Below are 16,863 nucleotides of genomic sequence, written 5' to 3' on the forward strand. Positions count from 1 at the left end.
TTCAACCCATGCCGGGTCGCAGGCGCCGCTGTGTGTCCAGCCGCCTCGGCATGATCCACAACCCATCGGAGTCCCTCCTACATGACCACCACCTCCCACGCCCCGCAGGTCGCCATCAACGACATCGGCACCTCCGAGGAGCTGCTCGCCGCCATCGACGCGACCATCAAGTACTTCAACGATGGCGATCTCGTTGAGGGCACCGTCGTCAAGGTCGACCGCGACGAGGTCCTGCTCGACATCGGGTACAAGACCGAGGGCGTCATCCCGTCCCGCGAGCTGTCCATCAAGCACGACGTCGACCCGGACGAGGTCGTCGCCGTCGGTGACTCCGTCGAAGCCCTGGTCCTCACCAAGGAGGACAAGGAGGGGCGCCTGATCCTGTCCAAGAAGCGTGCCCAGTACGAGCGCGCCTGGGGCGACATCGAGAAGATCAAGGACGAGGACGGCGTCGTCGAGGGCACCGTCATCGAGGTCGTCAAGGGCGGCCTCATCCTGGACATCGGCCTGCGCGGCTTCCTGCCGGCCTCCCTGGTCGAGATGCGCCGTGTCCGCGACCTGGCCCCGTACATCGGCCAGAAGCTCGAGGCCAAGATCATCGAGCTGGACAAGAACCGCAACAACGTGGTGCTGTCCCGCCGCGCCTGGCTCGAGCAGACCCAGTCCGAGGTCCGCTCCAACTTCCTCCACAAGCTGGAGAAGGGCCAGGTCCGCCAGGGCACCGTGTCGTCCATCGTCAACTTCGGCGCCTTCGTCGACCTGGGCGGCGTGGACGGCCTCGTGCACGTCTCCGAGCTGTCCTGGAAGCACATCGACCACCCGTCCGAGGTCGTCGAGGTGGGCCAGGAGGTCACCGTCGAGGTCCTCGAGGTGGACATGGACCGTGAGCGCGTCTCCCTGTCGCTGAAGGCGACCCAGGAGGACCCGTGGCAGCTGTTCGCCCGCACCCACGCCCTCGGCCAGGTCGTGCCGGGCAAGGTCACCAAGCTCGTCCCGTTCGGCGCGTTCGTGCGCGTCGAGGACGGCATCGAGGGCCTGGTGCACATCTCCGAGCTGGCCTCGCGCCACATCGACACCGCCGAGCAGGTCGTGTCGGTCAACGACGAGCTGTTCGTGAAGGTCATCGACATCGACCTCGAGCGTCGCCGCATCTCCCTGTCCCTCAAGCAGGCCAACGACGGTGTGGACCCGGACGGCACCGAGTTCGACCCGGCCCTGTACGGCATGGCCGCCGAGTACGACGACGAGGGCAACTACAAGTACCCCGAGGGCTTCGACGTCGAGACCAACGAGTGGATGGAGGGCTACGAGGCCGAGCGTGCCGCCTGGGAGCAGCAGTACGCCGACGCCCAGGCCCGCTGGGAGGCCCACAAGGAGCAGGTGCGCCGCGCCCTCGAGGAGGACGCCAACGCCGGCGCCTCGCACGACACCGGCGCCTCCTCCTACGTCTCCGAGGCTCCGGCCTCCGACGGCGGCACCCTGGCCTCCGACGAGGCCCTCGCCGCCCTGCGCGAGAAGCTCACCGGCAACTGATCCGCATCGGTTCGACAGGCCCTCGCTGAGGTCCTGACCGGACAGACGGCGCCCCGTCCCTCCTTGTGAGGGACGGGGCGCCGTCGTCGTGTGCAGCCGGAGACGATCAGGCCCGGGTGGAGACGGTGACCGTGAAGGTGCGGTCGCGGGCCACCTGCCGCGTCGGGCCCACGGCGGACTCGAGCACCGGGCGGTGGCGCAGGTGCGAGTTCCACACGCACCACAGCTGGCCGCCCGGTGCCAGCACGCGTCCGGCGGCGGCGATCATCCGGTGGGCGACCGTCGGGTCGACCGCCGTGCCGTCGTGGAACGGGGGATTGAGCAGCACCAGGCGCACCGAGGCGTCCGGCACGGTGGACAGGGCGTCGTCCTGCTCCACCCTGATGCGGTCCTGCAGGCCGTTCGCCGCCGTCGTCGCCGACGTCGAGGCCACGGCATCGGCCGACTGGTCCGAGGCCAGCACGGTCGCCTCCGGCCAGAGCAGCGCCGCCACCGCGGCCAGGGCGCCGTTGCCGCAGCCCGCGTCCAGGACGTCCGGTGCCGGAGCACCGGTACGGTCCACCGGGGCGGTCCACGGCACCTGCACGCTCAGGCCGGAGTCGGTTCTCACCACGCGGCTGTGCGGTTCGGGCACCGGCGGGCGGCGCTCGGCCAGTGTCTCGGCGAGCAGCCTGCTGCCCGGGTCCAGTGCGGCGCCGCCGAAGGTGGCCGGCCCGCCGACGAGCGTGAGCGGGCCGAGTCCCTTCACCCGATGGACGCCGGTGGCCGGCCCCGGGACCGCCACCTCCCGCCGGGGCCCGGCCACCGTGAGCACCCGGGACTTGGACCGGCCGCGGCCGGGCACCACCGTGGTGAAGCAGCCGGCGAGCACCTCGTTCATGGACGGGCTCATGTGCTTGTCGCGGCCTCCGGCCAGCACGAGCACGTCGGCCGCGGCCCAGCGGGCGATCCGCGCCGCCGTCAGGCGCAGCGCGTCCAGGGAGCGGGGCAGTGCCATCACCACCGTGTCGGCGCCGGACAGGGTCTGCCGGTCCACGCCGCCGATCGTCAGCCGTCCCCAGCCCTCGGCGCGCAGACGCTCCAGGTTCCCCGCCGAGGACGCAGCGGCCGAGGCCTCGTCCACACCGAGCCGCACGTCACGGCCGGCGGCGAGCAGTGGCAGTGCGAGCGCCCCATGCTGGTCGTGGAGCACCACGATGCGTCCGGACTGGCGGCCGGTCGCCTCCCAGCCGGCCAGGGTGTCCAGCAGAAGCAGGTCGGCCGCGTCGTGGGCCTGCCGCTGGCGGGAGCCGTGCAGCGGCTCGCGGCTGAGCCGGCCGAAGTCGAAGTCCGCGGTGAAGGCGTCCGGGAGGGCACCCAGGACGACGTCCGGGGTGCGGAGGCGGCCGTCGTCGGGGCGGGAGGCGGCGCGGGGCGCGGCGCCGTGCGAGGCAGGGCCGGAGGGGGCGGCGGAGGTCTCGGGCATGTCCTCCATCCTAGGAACCGGCAGGTGTGCGCTGTGCCCCGCTGACGTGCCCACGAGGGGTTGTGGACGTCACAGCGTCCCCCTACGGTGGGGCAGAGGTTTTCACAGAATCGCACGTCAACTCCACCTTCTGGAAGGCAGCTGAATGCTCACGAGACTGCACAACAGCCTCGGACTGCGGACCAACCCGCAGATCTTCTTCGTCTCGGCGGCCATCGTGGTCGTCTTCTCCGCGCTCATGGTGCTCGTCCCCGGCGCCATGCAGGCCGGATTCGGCGCGGTCGCCGCGTGGATCGCCGGCAATCTCGGCTGGTTCTACGTCCTGGCCATCACCGGCATGATCCTCTTCGCGTTCGGCATCGCCTTCAGCCGGTACGGCCGGCTGAAGCTCGGCGACGACGACGCCACCCCGGAGTACTCCGGCCTCGCCTGGTTCGGCATGCTCTTCGCCGCGGGCATGGGCGCGACCCTCATGTTCTGGGGCGTGGCCGAGCCGGTGAGCCACTTCGCCGACCCGCCCATGTACGGCACCGAGCCGGAGACCGTCCAGGCCGCGTCCGAGGCCATGGGCATCGCGAACTTCCACCTCGGACTGCACATGTGGGGCATCTTCATCGTCCCCGCGCTGGCCTTCGCGTACTTCACGTACAAGCGCAAGCTCCCGCCGCGCATGTCCTCGGCCTTCCAGCCGCTGATCGGTGAGAAGATCCACGGACCGATCGGCAAGGCCATCGACATCCTCGCCGTCGTCGCCACCATCTTCGGCATCTCCGTGTCCGTGGGCCAGGGCGCCCTGCAGATCAACAGCGGCGCCAACATCATGTTCAGCGTCCCGATCGCCGGCTGGGTGCAGGCGGCGATCCTCGCGATCATCACCGCCGTCGCCCTGATGTCCGTGATCGCCGGCCTGGACAAGGGCGTCAAGCGCCTGTCCTACATCAACATCACCATCGCCATCGCCCTGCTGATCTACATCCTCATGTTCGGTGCGACCACGCAGGCCGTGCAGGGGACCGTGGAGTCCATCGGCCAGTACCTGGCGATGATCCCGGCGCTGGCGTTCTTCAACACCACCTGGGGCGAGTCCGACTGGACCGGAGACTGGGCCGTGTTCTACTTCGCCTGGACCGCCACCTGGGCGCCGTTCGTGGGCATGTTCATCGCCCGCATCTCCCGCGGCCGCACCATCCGCCAGTTCGTGCTCGGCGTGCTGCTGCTGCCGACCGCCTTCACCTTCATCTGGCTCGGGGTCATGGGTGTGAACGCCTTCAAGCTCGAGCTGGCCGGCGAGGCGAACTTCGTGGAGACCATCGTGGAGGAGGGGGACATCCCCGGCTCCCTGTTCCAGTTCCTCGGCCACTTCCCGCTGCTCGAGGTCACCTCGATGGTGGCGCTGATCTGCATCACCGTCTTCTTCATCACCTCCATCGACTCGGCCGCCCTGGTGATCGATTCGATGTCCTCCGGCTACGACGACGTGGGGCCGACCCGCCAGCGCGTGTTCTGGGCCATCTCCATCGGCCTGGTCTGCACCGTGCTGCTGACCACCACCGGCGAGGAGTCGCTCTCCGCGCTGCAGGAGGTCATCAAGGTGATCGGCCTGCCCGTCACGATGATGATGTTCCTGCAGGCGCTCTGCCTGGTGCGCGCGGTCCGCGAGGACTACGGCGGACTCGCCCCGATCCGCACCCGCCAGTGGAAGCCGGTGATCCCGATCGAGGAGTATCACCGCCGTGCCGGGGAGGACGAGCACGACATCAGCGACTACTCCATGCGACCGGCCTACGAGGAGGGCACCGAGCCCGAGTTCGACCGCTGGGAGCCCAGAGGCGTGCCGACCGCCGGCCCCGCCGACCGGGTCCGCAGCGAGCACCCGACCGGCAGCGAGGCCGCGGACAAGACCAGCGGCTGAGCGCAGCGGCAGTCGGACGACGACGGCCCCGCATCGTCACGGTGCGGGGCCGTCGGGGCGTGTCAGGTCGGGTCCGCTCCGTCCACGTCCACCCAGTCGTGGCCGATCGGCACGGCCGTGCCGGCGCCGGAGGTGACCGAGGCGAGCGAGGCCTGAAGGGACTCAATGCGGGTGGGTGAGTCCGGCACGGCGACGCACAGCACGGCTGCGTCCGCCTCGTAGCGCACGTCGTGGACGTGATGCCCGGCGGAGTCCAGCTCGTGCTGCCAGCGGCCGGCCTCGGCGTGGGGGGCGTCCACCTCGAACAGGGCCATGCGGGAGCGGGTGACCAGGGGTGCGGCGTCGAGGGTCGCGCTCACCGTGTCCGAGTAGGCGCGCACCAGCCCGCCGGCGCCGAGCTTGACGCCCCCGAAGTAGCGGACCACCACGGCGCAGACGTCGGTGAGGTCGCGAGCGCCGTCCGGACCGGTCTGGCGCTGCATCAGGGCCTCGAGCATGGGTGCACCGGCGGTGCCGGCCGGTTCGCCGTCGTCGTTGGAGCGGGCCTGGCGACGGTCCGGCCCGAGCACGAACGCGCTGCACACGTGCCGGGAGTCGTGGAAGCGCCGGCGCAGGGCGGAGATCATCTCGCGTGCGTCGTCCTCGGAGTCCACGCGGGCCACGAAGCCCAGGAACCGGGAACGCCTGATCTCCAGCTCCACATGGGTCCACCCGTCCTCCGGGCGGGTCCGCGCGGCGGGCACCGTGCAGCGCACCACGCCGGCGGCGGCGTCGGATGCGGCAGGGGAGACGGCGGGGTCTGAGGCGGACATGGGCTCCACTCTAGGGCGGCTCCACTCTAGGCCCGTGACACCCCGGCCTGACACGGCCGGTCTCGACCTGTGCCGAGCTTCTGCCTAGGATCGTCGGCAGTGCTCTTCCGGCACCGCACCCGGCCGCGGGCCCTTTGGACCGGCCGCCCCGGGTTTCGACGACACCACCCCACTCGAATGAACTCATTCCTGACGCGCCTTCACGACCGCCTGGGGCTGCGCACCTCGCCCGCGATCTTCTTCGCCTCGGCCCTGGTCATCATCGTCTTCACCGTCGCCATGGGAGCGTTCCCGGGCCCGGTCCAGCAGGTCTTCGGCGTGGCCGCCCAGTGGCTGCGCTATGACATCGGCTGGTTCTACACCGCCTCGGCGACCTGCCTGGTGGTCTTCGCCTTCGGTCTCGCGTTCTCCCGCTTCGGCCGCGTCAAGCTCGGCGACGACGACGCCACCCCGGAACACTCCGGCATCGCCTGGTTCGGCATGCTCTTCGCCGCAGGCGTCGGCGCCGTGCTCATGTTCTGGGGCATCGCCGAGCCGATGAACCACTACGCCAACCCCCCGCTGGAGGGCACCGATCCCTACACGGACCAGGCCCTGATGCAGGCGATCAACTTCGCCAACCTGCACTTCGGCATCCACATGTGGGGCATCCTCCTGGTGCCGGGCCTGTGCTTCGGGTACTTCACGTACAAGCGCAAGCTTCCCCCGCGCGTGTCCTCCGCCTTCCAGCCGATCCTCGGCGACGGCATCCACGGACCCATCGGCAAGACCATCGACGTCGTCACCATCGTCTCCACGGTGTTCGGCATCGGCGTGTCCACCGGCCTGGGCGCCCTGCAGATCAACGCGGGCATGAACTACGTGTTCGGCACCCCGATCGCCGGCTGGGTCCAGGCGCTGATCATGGCCGTGATCACCGCCGCCGCGCTCACCTCCGTGCTGGCCGGCATGGACAAGGGCGTCAAGCGCCTGTCCTACATCAACATCTGCATGGCTGTGGCCTTCATGCTCTACTGCCTGATGTGGGCGGAGTCCTCGCTCAACGTCCTGCGCGGCATGGTCGAGTCCGTCGGCCGCTACGTGCAGGCGCTGCCCATGCTCACCACCTTCAGCGACACCCTGGGCGGCGGCGCCTGGTCCGGTGACTGGACCGTCTTCTACTGGGCGTGGACCGTGTCCTGGGCACCGTTCGTCGGCCTGTTCGTCGCGAAGATCTCCCGCGGCCGCACCATCCGCGAGTTCGTCTTCGCCGGCATCGGCATCCCGACCGCCTTCGTGATCATCTGGATGGGGGTCTACGGCTTCTCCTCCTACCAGCTGGACCGGTCCACCGCGTCGGCGCCCGGCGCCCCGGGTGAGATGACCCAGACCATCGTGGTGGACGGCAACGTCCAGGCCGCGCTGTTCCAGTACCTGCAGCACATGCCGCTGTACCTGCCGGTCGCCACGTTCGCCCTGCTGATCATCGTCATCTTCTTCGTCACCTCCATCGACTCCGGCGCCCTCGTCATGGACGCCATGGCCTCCGGGCACGAGGAGGAGACCACCCGGCGCCAGCGTGTGTTCTGGGGCCTGTCCATCGGCCTGGTCTGCACGGCCATCATCACCACCGCCGGCGAGGACGGCCTGGACGCCCTGCAGGAGGTCATCATCGTCATCGGCTTCCCGGTGATGGTCCTGACCCTCATGCAGGCCGCCCTGCTGCTGCGCGCCCTGCGCGAGGACGCCGGCTCCCTCAAGCCGATGCGCACCCGTCAGTGGAAGCCCGTGCTCCCCGCGGAGGAGTACCACCGCCGTGCCCAGGAGGGCGGCGTGGACATCACCGACTACTCCATCCGCCCGCAGTTCGAGGTCGGCACCGAGCCGGAGTACGACACGCACACCCCGAACACCTGGCACCAGCAGAAGACGGTCGCCGAACGCGCCGCCGTCACCATCGGCATGTCCGGTGCCGTGGCGTCCGGCAAGTCCCTCGTGGCCTCTGAGTTCGCGCGCCACGGTGCCGTCGTCGTGGACTACGACGACCTCATGCACGAACTGCTCGTGGCCGGCCACCCCGCCGTCCGGGAACTCGGCGGCGTGTTCGGCGAGGACATGGTCCGCGCGGACGGCTCCGTGGACTGGACCGCCGTGGACGCCCTGACCGCTGAGTCCACCGCCGCCCGCACCCGCCTCTACGAGGTCGTCGACCCGCACGTGAAGGCCGAGGCGAACCGCCGGGCCGCCGCGATCGGCGACGACGCGGTCCTCGTGGTGGACCTGGCCCTGCTGGACGAGTCCTCCTCGGCCCGCGACTTCGACCGCGTGATCGTGGTCGAGTCCTCGGTGGAGTCCCGCGTGGAGCGGCTCATGGCCGAACTCGGCCTCACCCGCGAGCAGGCCTGGGCCGAGATCGACGCGGATGCCCAGGACGCGGACCCCAGCGACGCTCCCGGCTGGACCACCATCGAGAACTCCGGCACCCGTGAGGAGCTCTCCGCTGCGGTGGACGCCTACTGGTCCGAACATGTCCAGCCCGTGCTGGACCAGGTGAAGGCGGCGTCCACCGACGCCTGATCCGCCGCCGTCCCGGACACCGGGACGAAACGCCGCCGGCCGGTGTCGCCCTCGGGCGGCCCCGGCCGGTAGCGTGCTGTGGGCCGGAGCACAGCGGCCCGCCTCGCGCGCGGCCTCTCGGGGACGGCGCCCTTGACGACGACGGCCCCCTCGCCTCCGCCTTCCGACCCACCGAGGAGAGACTTCCGTGACCGAGACCGTCGCACCCCACCCCTCCCGTCCCCGTCTGCACGTGGGCCTGACCGGCGGCATCGCCGCCGGCAAGTCGACGGTGGCCCGGGTGTTCGCCGAGCGCGGCGCCATCCTGGTGGACGCGGACAAGATCGCCCGCGACGTGCTCGCCCGAGGCACCGAGGGCCTCGCCGCCGTCCAGGACGAGTTCGGCGACCGCGTCATCACCGCCGAAGGGGACCTGGACCGTGCCGCCATGGCCGAGATCGTCTTCACCGACCCGGCCGCCCGCGAGCGCCTCAACCGGATCGTCCACCCGCGCATCCGCGCCTTCGGCCGCCGGCTCGTGGCGGAGGCCGGCCCGGACGCCGTGGTGGTCCAGGACGTGCCGTTGCTCGTCGAGTCCGGCCAGGCCTCCGCCTACGACCTGGTCGTCGTCGTCGAGTCGCCGGTGCAGGAGCGCATCCGCCGCATGGTGGAGGACCGCGGCATGACCGTGGAGGACGCCCAGAACCGCATCGCCGCCCAGGCGAGCGACGAGGAGCGCCGCAAGGCCGCCGACGTGCTCCTGGTCAACGACGCCGACCTGGATGCGCTGAAGCGCGCGGCGAACAAGGTCTGGGACCGCTTCATCGCCGTCGACGGCGACGGCTTCGACCCGGACTCCACCCAGGGTCGGGACGAGCCGGCCGGCGAGGCACCGGCTGCCGACGCCGCCGAGCCGGCCGAGGACCGCGGCGAGGGGCGCGCCCAAGGCCGGTGACGTCGTCGGGACGGCGGGCGAGGACCGCACCGCGTCCGCCGACCCGCGTAGGCTGGCTGGCATGAGCCTGGCCCAGCAGATCAACCGCGTCGTCGCACCCTTCGAGGTCGTCAGCCCCTACCAGCCCTCGGGGGACCAGCCGACGGCGATCGCCGAGCTGACCGAGAGGATCCAGGCCGGCGAGAAGGACGTCGTCCTCATGGGAGCCACCGGCACCGGCAAGTCCGCCACCACCGCGTGGCTGATCGAGTCCCTGCAGCGGCCCACCCTGGTGATGGTCCAGAACAAGACGCTCGCCGCGCAGCTGGCCAACGAGTTCCGCGAGCTGCTGCCGCACAACGCGGTCGAGTACTTCGTCTCCTACTACGACTACTACCAGCCGGAAGCGTACGTCCCGCAGACGGATACCTTCATCGAGAAGGACTCCTCCATCAACGAGGAGGTCGAGCGTCTGCGCCACTCGGCCACCAACGCGCTGCTGACCCGTCGTGATGTGGTCGTGGTCGCCACCGTCTCCTGCATCTACGGCCTCGGCACGCCGGAGGAGTACATCGAGCAGATGGTCACCCTCCGGCAGGGGCAGGAGATGGACCGGGACGCGCTGCTGCGCCAGTTCGTGGCCATGCAGTACGTCCGCAACGACACCGACTTCCACCGCGGCACCTTCCGCGTGCGCGGCGACGTGGTCGAGATCATCCCCATGTACGAGGAGCTGGCCGTGCGCATCGAGTTCTTCGGCGATGAGATCGAGTCCATCCAGACACTCCACCCGCTCACCGGCCAGGTGATCCGGGAGGAGGACGAGATGTACATCTTCCCGGCCTCCCACTACGTGGCCGGCGACGAGCGCATGGCGAAGGCCATCACGTCCATCGAGGACGAGCTGCGCGAGCGCCTGCAGGAGCTGGAGTCCCAGGACAAGCTCCTCGAGGCCCAGCGGCTGCGGATGCGCACCACCTACGACCTCGAGATGATGCAGCAGATGGGCTACTGCAACGGCATCGAGAACTACTCCCGGCACATCGACGGCCGGCCCGCCGGCTCCGCCCCGCACTGCCTGCTGGACTACTTCCCGGACGACTTCCTCCTGGTGGTCGACGAGTCCCACGTGACCATCCCGCAGATCGGCGCGATGTACGAGGGGGACATGTCACGCAAGCGGACCCTGGTGGAGCACGGGTTCCGGCTGCCGTCTGCCATGGACAACCGGCCGCTGAAGTGGGACGAGTACCTCGAGCGCATCGGCCAGACCGTGTACCTGTCCGCGACCCCCGGACCCTACGAGCTCTCGCAGGCCGACGGCTACGTGGAGCAGATCATCCGCCCCACCGGCCTGGTGGACCCCAAGGTGGTGGTCAAGCCCGTGCAGGGGCAGATCGACGACCTGCTCGAGCAGATCCGCATCCGCACGGCCAAGGACGAGCGCGTCCTCGTCACCACGCTGACCAAGCGCATGGCCGAGGACCTCACCGAGTACCTGCTCGAGCACGGCGTGAAGGTCGAGTACCTGCACTCGGACGTGGACACCCTCCGGCGTGTGGAGCTGCTGCGTGAGCTGCGCAAGGGCACCTTCGACGTGCTCGTGGGCATCAACCTGCTCCGGGAGGGACTCGACCTGCCCGAGGTGTCCCTGGTGTCCATCCTCGACGCGGACAAGGAGGGCTTCCTGCGCTCCACCACCTCGCTCATCCAGACCATCGGCCGCGCCGCCCGCAACGTCTCCGGCGAAGTCCACATGTACGCGGACAACGTCACGGACTCGATGCGCCGGGCCATCGACGAGACCGAGCGCCGCCGGGCCGTGCAGATCGCGTACAACCGGGAGCACGGGATCGACCCGCAGCCGCTGCGCAAGCGCATCGCGGACATCACGGACCAGCTGGCCCGCGAGGACGCGGACACCGCGGACTTCCTCTCCGGCATGGGCGGCGTGAAGTCCGGCTTCGACTTCGGCATGGGCCGCCGCGGCATCACCTCCGCGCGCGCCGACGCCGCCGAGCAGGGCGAGGGCGAGGACGGAGCGAGTCCTGCCGTGGACGCCGCCACGCTGCCGGCGAAGGACCTCGAGGACCTCATCACCCAGATGTCCCGGCAGATGCACCAGGCCGCCGCCGAGCTGCAGTTCGAGCTGGCCGCGCGCCTGCGCGACGAGGTCGCAGAGCTGAAGAAGGAACTGCGTCAGATGAAGCGGGAGGGCTGAGCATGGGCCGGGACCACGGGGTCGCCCGGGCACGTCATCAGCACAGGGTCGTCACCACCCTGTCCCTGAGCCAGGTCTTCTCCGGCATCGGCAACGGCGCCGCCCTGGCCGTCGGCTCCCTCATGGCGGCCGAGCTCTCGGGCAGCGACGCGCTGGCGGGCACGACCACCATGGCGCTGTCCCTCGCCGGTGCGCTGTCGGCGCTGCCGCTGGCCCGGCTGGCCCTGGCCAAGGGGCGGCGCATCACGCTCTCCACGGCCTACGGCATCGCGGCGTTCGGTGCGCTGGGCATGATCGTGGCCCCCATGCTCGAGGAGGCGTTGCCGGGGATCGGCTACCCGGTGCTGGTGCTCGCGGCGCTGCTCATCGGCCTCGGGGGTGCAGGCAACCTTCAGGCACGCTTCGCGGCCACCGACCTGGCCGAGGACCGCACCCGCGGGCGGGACCTGGGCATCGTGGTCTGGTCCATCACCGTCGGCGCCGTCTCCGGGCCGAACCTCATCGGACCCGGCTCGGCTGTCGCCGAGGCGCTCGGGCTGCCGGAGACCTCCGGACCCTTCCTGTTCTCCCTGGTCGGCATGGTCCTTGCGGTGACCGTCCTGCAGATCGGGCTGCGGCCGGACCCCCTGCACCTGCGCCCGGACGTGGAGGTGGGCCAGGAGGCCGCCGAGAAGGTCGCCGCACCCCGGCTCCGCGACGGCCTCAAGGTGACCGTGGCGAGCCGCAGGCTCCTGCTCGGCGTGGGCTCCGTGGTCGCCGCGCACACCGTGATGGTCGGCATCATGGCCATGACCTCGGTGCACCTGTCCCAGCTGGCCGCCGCCGAGCACGCGGGGCATGCCGGTCAGGCGGCGGCCGGACACCATCACACGGACGCGGACACCCTCGTGGTGATCGGGCTGGTCATCTCGCTGCACATCGCCGGCATGTACGCGCTGTCCCCGCTCGTGGGCCTGCTCGCCGACCGTTGGGGGCGGCTCAGGACCATGGCGCTGGGCGAGGGCGTGCTGCTGGGCTCCTGCGTGACGGCCTTCGCCTGGCCGGGCAGCCGGGGGGCCGTGACGGTCGCGCTCATCCTCCTGGGTCTGGGGTGGTCCCTGGTGACGGTGGCAGGCTCCGCCTACGTGTCCGAGCATGCGGCCGGCCCGCGCAGGGTGCTGGTCCAGGGCGTCACGGATGCCGGGATGGGTGCCGGTGCCGCGGTGGCGGCAGCGCTGTCCGGGCTGATCATGGCCGTCATCGGATTCCACGGGCTCGCCGTGGTGGGCGGTGTGATCTGCCTGGCGGGCCTCGCGGGAGTGCTCGCCGCCCTGCGCCATGACCTTCACGCTTATACTAATGTCAGTATCAGTCAGGAAGTGATGTCATGACCGAGCAGGGGGCCGTGCCGGCCGTGGCGGTGATCGCGGATCTGGTCGGGTCGCGGCTGCTCCCGGACCGTGCATCCGCGCAGGAGCAGGTGCTGCACGCCTGGGCCGAGGCCCATGGGCAGGTCTGCGGATCGGCTTCGTCGCATGCGGACGGGCAGGCGGGGACGGACGAGACGAGTTCCGGTACAGCCGGGGACCAGCCCCCGGCCCCGGGAGCGGGGCAGGTCCCGCCGTGGGCGACCGTCGGCGACGAGTTCCAGGCCGTCTACCCGGACCTGCCCACCGCACTGCGCGCCCTGCTCCGGGTGATGCTGGCCCTTCAGGAGCCGGTGCGCCTGCGCTTCGGCATCGGGCTCGGACACGTGACCGCGCTGGCCGACGGCCAGGGCGGACCGATCCTGGACGGCGACGCCTGGTGGTCCGCGCGCGCCGCGATCGAGGCCGGACACGAACGGGATGCGACGGCGGCCACGCTCGAGGTGCGCTCCGCCGCCGGGGACGCTGCGGAGGACGGGGAGGCGGTGCCCGGACTGGAGGCGGCGGCGGCCCGCCTGCTGGAGCACCTCATCGGAGCGATGAAGCCGCGGGAGCGGCGGATCGTCCGCGCCACCTTGGACGGCGTCTACCAGAAGGACGTGGCCGAGGCCGAGGGCATCAGCCAGTCCGCCGTGTCGCAGTCGCTGACCCGCTCCGGCGGGCGGATGCTCGTGGACGTGGACCATCTGCTGGCGCAGGCCGCCGGACGGCCGGCCCGGACGGGGCAGGAGCACCGATGATCGGCGTCGTCCTGCTGTGCCTGGCCGCCACCGAGTTCACCGTGGCCCTGCTGGCCGGTCGCGGGCCTGGGGCGGTCCCCACCGCACGCCACCGGCTCATCGGTCTCGGCGTCGGCGCGGTGGTCGTCCTGCTGACCCTGGTGTTCGTGGCCCTCACCTCGTCCCTCGGAGGGCACGGCGGCTCCGGAGGAGCCGACGCCGCCCCCGTCCTCCTCGCCGGCGCCCTGGCCCTGGCGGCGGGCTGCGCCTGGACGGCCGCCGGGACACGCGCCTGGGCCTCGCCCGTCCTCGTGGCGGTGCTCGTCCTGCTGGCCGGCCTCGAGCTGGTGGCCTACGGCGGCCTCCACGTGGCGCTGGGGTCCGGATGGCCGGTGGTGCTCGGCGCCTTGGCGTTCCTCATCGAGCCGGGCAACCGGATCACCCGTGACGTCCTCGTCCTCGCCGGCCGTCCGTCCACCCAGGACGGGCCGCCAGCCCCCGCCCAGGCACCTGCAGACGACCCTCGCGACGACGCCGTATCCGAGACCACCGGTGAGGCCGCCGTCGCGGCCGCCGTCGAGGTGCCCCCGGACGCTCCCACAGCCGGGGCCGACGCGTCCACCGGCACCACAGAAGAGTCCGGCGCCCCGGACTCCGGCCTGCGCGGCGGCCGCTGGATCGGCCCGGTCGAGCGTCTGCTCCTGGCAGGTCTGGGCCTGGCCGGCGCCTATCAGGTGGTGGCGGCACTCATGGCCGCCAAGGGAATCGTCCGCTTCCCGGAGATTTCCGCGGACGCGGGCAAGGGCTCCCGCGCCGAGGAGTTCCTCGTCGGGTCCCTGACCAGCTGGGGCCTGGCCTTCGTCTCCGCACTGCTGATCTTCGCGGCCGCCCACGGCCCGCTTCTGGAGGTGCCCTCCCCATGACCGACCCGTACACGTCCGCCGCCGACGCCCTCGCACAGGAGCCGCAGGCCGCCTCCGAGGCGCCCGCCGCCCATCGCGCTCGCTTCCGGGGCGGCCTCGTCCGGCCCACCTCGGGCCTGGCACCGGGGTTCACCCAGGCGAACTTGATCGTCCTGCCCGCGGACTGGGCCTACGAGATGCTCCTGTTCGCCCAGCGCAACCCAGCCCCCATGCCGCTGCTGGACGTCACCGACGCGGGCGATCCCACCACGCCGTGGGCACCGGGCGCGGACCTGCGCACGGACCTGCCGCTGTACCGGCTCTGGCGGGACGGTGAACTCGTGGGCGAGGTGGCGGACGCCACCTCCCACTGGACCGGGGACGCCGTGGCCTTCCTCATCGGCTGCAGCTTCGGGTTCGAGTCGGCGTTGCAGGCGGCCGGCGTGCCGGTGCGGAACATCGACCAGGGCCGCAACGTCGCCATGTACCGGACCGACGTGCCGCTGCGCTCGGCCGGCCGCATGAGGGGGGAGCTGGTGGTGTCCATGAGGCCGGTGCCGCCGCGGCTGGTGGCGCGGGCGGCCGTCGTGTCCGCCGGCGTGCCGCGGGCCCACGGTGAGCCGGTGCACGTCGGCGATCCGGCGGCCCTCGGCATCGCAGACCTGGATGCCCCGGACTATGGCGACCCCACCGAGATGCACCCGGGTGACGTCCCCGTGTTCTGGCCCTGCGGCGTCACCCCGCAGCGCGCGCTCGAGCTGTCACGCCCTCCGTGGGCGATCACGCACGCCCCGGGGCACATGTTCGTCACGGACCAGCCGGACGGGCGGCGCCCCGCCTGAGCGGTCACCATGACCCTGCGCCGACCTGACCACCGCACGCGGACCGCTTCGCTACACTGGTCGGCGTCGTAGGGGAGTATCCCGAACACTGCGGACGTCAGCACGCGACCGGAACGCGTGACCATGGTCGGTCACCTGTCGCCGGGAGCCGGACGCAGCGGCCTGAGAGCGCCATGGAGCGCCGGGCGGAGAGACTTGCGGTCGTTTCCACCTGTCCTGGAGCTGAAAGGCACCGACGATCATGGAGATCAACGGATTGACGTGGGGGCTGACGATCGCACTGATCGTCGGCCTGCTCGCGTTCGACTACTTCGCCCACGTGCGCAAGGCGCACACCCCCACCATCCGCGAGGCCGCGGTCTGGTCCGCCATCTACATCGGAGCGGCCCTCGTGTTCGGCCTCGTGTTCTTCGCCTTCGGCGACACACAGCACGCGGTCGAGTACTACACCGGCTACATCCTGGAGAAGGCGCTCAGCGTCGACAACCTCTTCGTGTTCCTGGTGATCATGGCGTCCTTCAAGGTGCCCCGCGACTACCAGCAGAAGGTGCTCCTGTTCGGCATCACCTTCGCCCTGATCTCGCGCACGGTGTTCATCCTGCTCGGTGCGGCGATCATCAACGCCTGGTCGGACGTCTTCTACATCTTCGGCATCTTCCTTCTCCTCGTGGCCGGCTCCCAGCTGAAGGGGGAGCTCGCCGGCGACGAGGCCGAGGACGAGGCGGACAACGTCATGGTCCGCCTGGCCAAACGGCTGCTGCCGGCCTCGGACCGCTACGACGGGGACAAGCTGTTCTCCGTGCAGAACGGCACGAAGGTCATGACCCCGATGCTGCTGGTCATGGTGGCCATCGGCGCGACCGACATCCTCTTCGCCTTCGACTCGATCCCGGCGATCTTCGGTGTGACCCAGGAGGCGTACATCGTCTTCACCGCCACGGCATTCTCTCTCATGGGCCTGCGCCAGCTGTACTTCCTGATCGACGGCCTGCTGGACCGCCTGGTCTACCTCTCCTACGGCCTGTCCGCGATCCTCGCGTTCATCGGCGTGAAGCTCATCCTCCACGCCCTGCATGAGAACAACCTGCCGTTCGTCAACGGCGGCGAGAACGTGCCGGTCGCGGAGATCCCGACCACCGTGTCCCTGCTCGTCGTCGTCGGCGTCCTCGCGTTGACCGTGGTGGTGTCCCTGTACTCTCCGAAGGGCAAGGCGCTCATCGCGCTGCAGAACGCCGAGAAGTTCGCGCACCGGTACTCCAAGCTGCCGGCGGACGCCCCCGCGGAGGAGCGCCGCAGGGCGGAGGAGAAGATGGACGAATGGACCGAGCGGGCCGAGAAGCTGGACCAGAAGTGGAAGGACGAGCTGCTGGACCACAAGGACGCGTTCTCCTCGATCATCCGCACCGCCCACGAGGCCCGGCTGCAGGACGCCTCGGCCACGGACTCGCGCGGCGTGTCCCGGAAGATCGTGGCCCAGGACGGCCCGGACGTCTGAGGCCCGCACCGGCTCCGCCGGCTGCACGACGACGGCCGCCCACCTGTTCGAGGTGGGCGGCCGCTTGCGTCACGGGTGAGTCGCGGT

At 70.8% G+C, this 16,863-nt stretch carries 12 protein-coding genes; 10 read left to right on the plus strand and 2 right to left on the minus strand.

Features of this window, described 5'->3' with window-relative positions; genetic code table 11:
- Nucleotides 1–81 precede the first annotated feature (81 nt).
- Nucleotides 82–1,533: a 30S ribosomal protein S1 gene (gene rpsA, locus HMPREF2863_RS04365; protein WP_070638248.1), complete on the plus strand. Its 1,452-nt coding sequence runs from the start codon at nt 82–84 to the stop codon at nt 1,531–1,533.
- A gap of 106 nt (nt 1,534–1,639) precedes the next feature.
- On the opposite strand, the gene HMPREF2863_RS04370 is transcribed toward rpsA, so the two are convergent.
- The gene (locus HMPREF2863_RS04370) at nt 1,640–2,998 is read right to left on the minus strand and encodes a class I SAM-dependent methyltransferase (RefSeq protein ID WP_083315216.1); all 1,359 of its coding nucleotides are present in this window, start codon (nt 2,996–2,998) and stop codon (nt 1,640–1,642) included.
- A gap of 145 nt (nt 2,999–3,143) precedes the next feature.
- Here HMPREF2863_RS04370 and HMPREF2863_RS04375 point away from each other — a divergent pair, with 145 nt between their 5' ends.
- Nucleotides 3,144–4,910: a BCCT family transporter gene (locus tag HMPREF2863_RS04375; protein ID WP_070638250.1), complete on the plus strand. Its 1,767-nt coding sequence runs from the start codon at nt 3,144–3,146 to the stop codon at nt 4,908–4,910.
- Between the two features lie 62 nt (nt 4,911–4,972).
- On the opposite strand, the gene HMPREF2863_RS04380 is transcribed toward HMPREF2863_RS04375, so the two are convergent.
- A complete protein-coding gene (locus HMPREF2863_RS04380) occupies nt 4,973–5,722 on the minus strand; it encodes an IMPACT family protein (protein ID WP_070638253.1) in 750 nt (249 codons plus the stop codon).
- Between the two features lie 177 nt (nt 5,723–5,899).
- Between HMPREF2863_RS04380 and coaE (HMPREF2863_RS04385) the strand changes: the two genes are divergently transcribed.
- The 8 genes from coaE (HMPREF2863_RS04385) (at nt 5,900) to HMPREF2863_RS04420 (ending at nt 16,776) form a co-directional block, all read left to right on the plus strand.
- Complete coding sequence (gene coaE, locus HMPREF2863_RS04385; protein WP_067188925.1) at nt 5,900–8,278, plus strand: dephospho-CoA kinase; 2,379 nt, start codon at nt 5,900–5,902, stop codon at nt 8,276–8,278.
- A gap of 187 nt (nt 8,279–8,465) precedes the next feature.
- Nucleotides 8,466–9,212 carry a dephospho-CoA kinase gene (coaE, locus tag HMPREF2863_RS04390; RefSeq protein ID WP_082739533.1) on the plus strand — a complete coding sequence of 249 codons (747 nt, stop codon included), beginning with the start codon at nt 8,466–8,468 and terminating at the stop codon, nt 9,210–9,212.
- A gap of 61 nt (nt 9,213–9,273) precedes the next feature.
- Nucleotides 9,274–11,412: an excinuclease ABC subunit UvrB gene (uvrB, locus tag HMPREF2863_RS04395; protein WP_067188927.1), complete on the plus strand. Its 2,139-nt coding sequence runs from the start codon at nt 9,274–9,276 to the stop codon at nt 11,410–11,412.
- Between the two features lie 2 nt (nt 11,413–11,414).
- Nucleotides 11,415–12,782: an MFS transporter gene (locus tag HMPREF2863_RS04400; RefSeq protein WP_070638256.1), complete on the plus strand. Its 1,368-nt coding sequence runs from the start codon at nt 11,415–11,417 to the stop codon at nt 12,780–12,782.
- The gene (locus HMPREF2863_RS04405; RefSeq protein ID WP_070638259.1) at nt 12,779–13,558 is read left to right on the plus strand and encodes a SatD family protein; all 780 of its coding nucleotides are present in this window, start codon (nt 12,779–12,781) and stop codon (nt 13,556–13,558) included. The genes HMPREF2863_RS04400 and HMPREF2863_RS04405 overlap by 4 nt, the downstream gene beginning before the upstream one ends.
- Nucleotides 13,555–14,460, plus strand: a complete 906-nt coding sequence (locus tag HMPREF2863_RS04410) for a hypothetical protein (protein WP_067188933.1) — start codon at nt 13,555–13,557, stop codon at nt 14,458–14,460. Before HMPREF2863_RS04405 ends, HMPREF2863_RS04410 begins: the two co-directional genes overlap by 4 nt.
- A complete protein-coding gene (locus tag HMPREF2863_RS04415) occupies nt 14,457–15,281 on the plus strand; it encodes a putative hydro-lyase (protein ID WP_067188935.1) in 825 nt (274 codons plus the stop codon). Before HMPREF2863_RS04410 ends, HMPREF2863_RS04415 begins: the two co-directional genes overlap by 4 nt.
- A 241-nt stretch (nt 15,282–15,522) precedes the next feature.
- The gene (locus HMPREF2863_RS04420; protein WP_070638262.1) at nt 15,523–16,776 is read left to right on the plus strand and encodes a TerC family protein; all 1,254 of its coding nucleotides are present in this window, start codon (nt 15,523–15,525) and stop codon (nt 16,774–16,776) included.
- Nucleotides 16,777–16,863 lie beyond the last annotated feature (87 nt).

Source organism: Micrococcus sp. HMSC067E09 (assembly GCF_001812555.1).
In the GTDB taxonomy this organism is placed as follows: domain Bacteria; phylum Actinomycetota; class Actinomycetes; order Actinomycetales; family Micrococcaceae; genus Micrococcus; species Micrococcus lylae.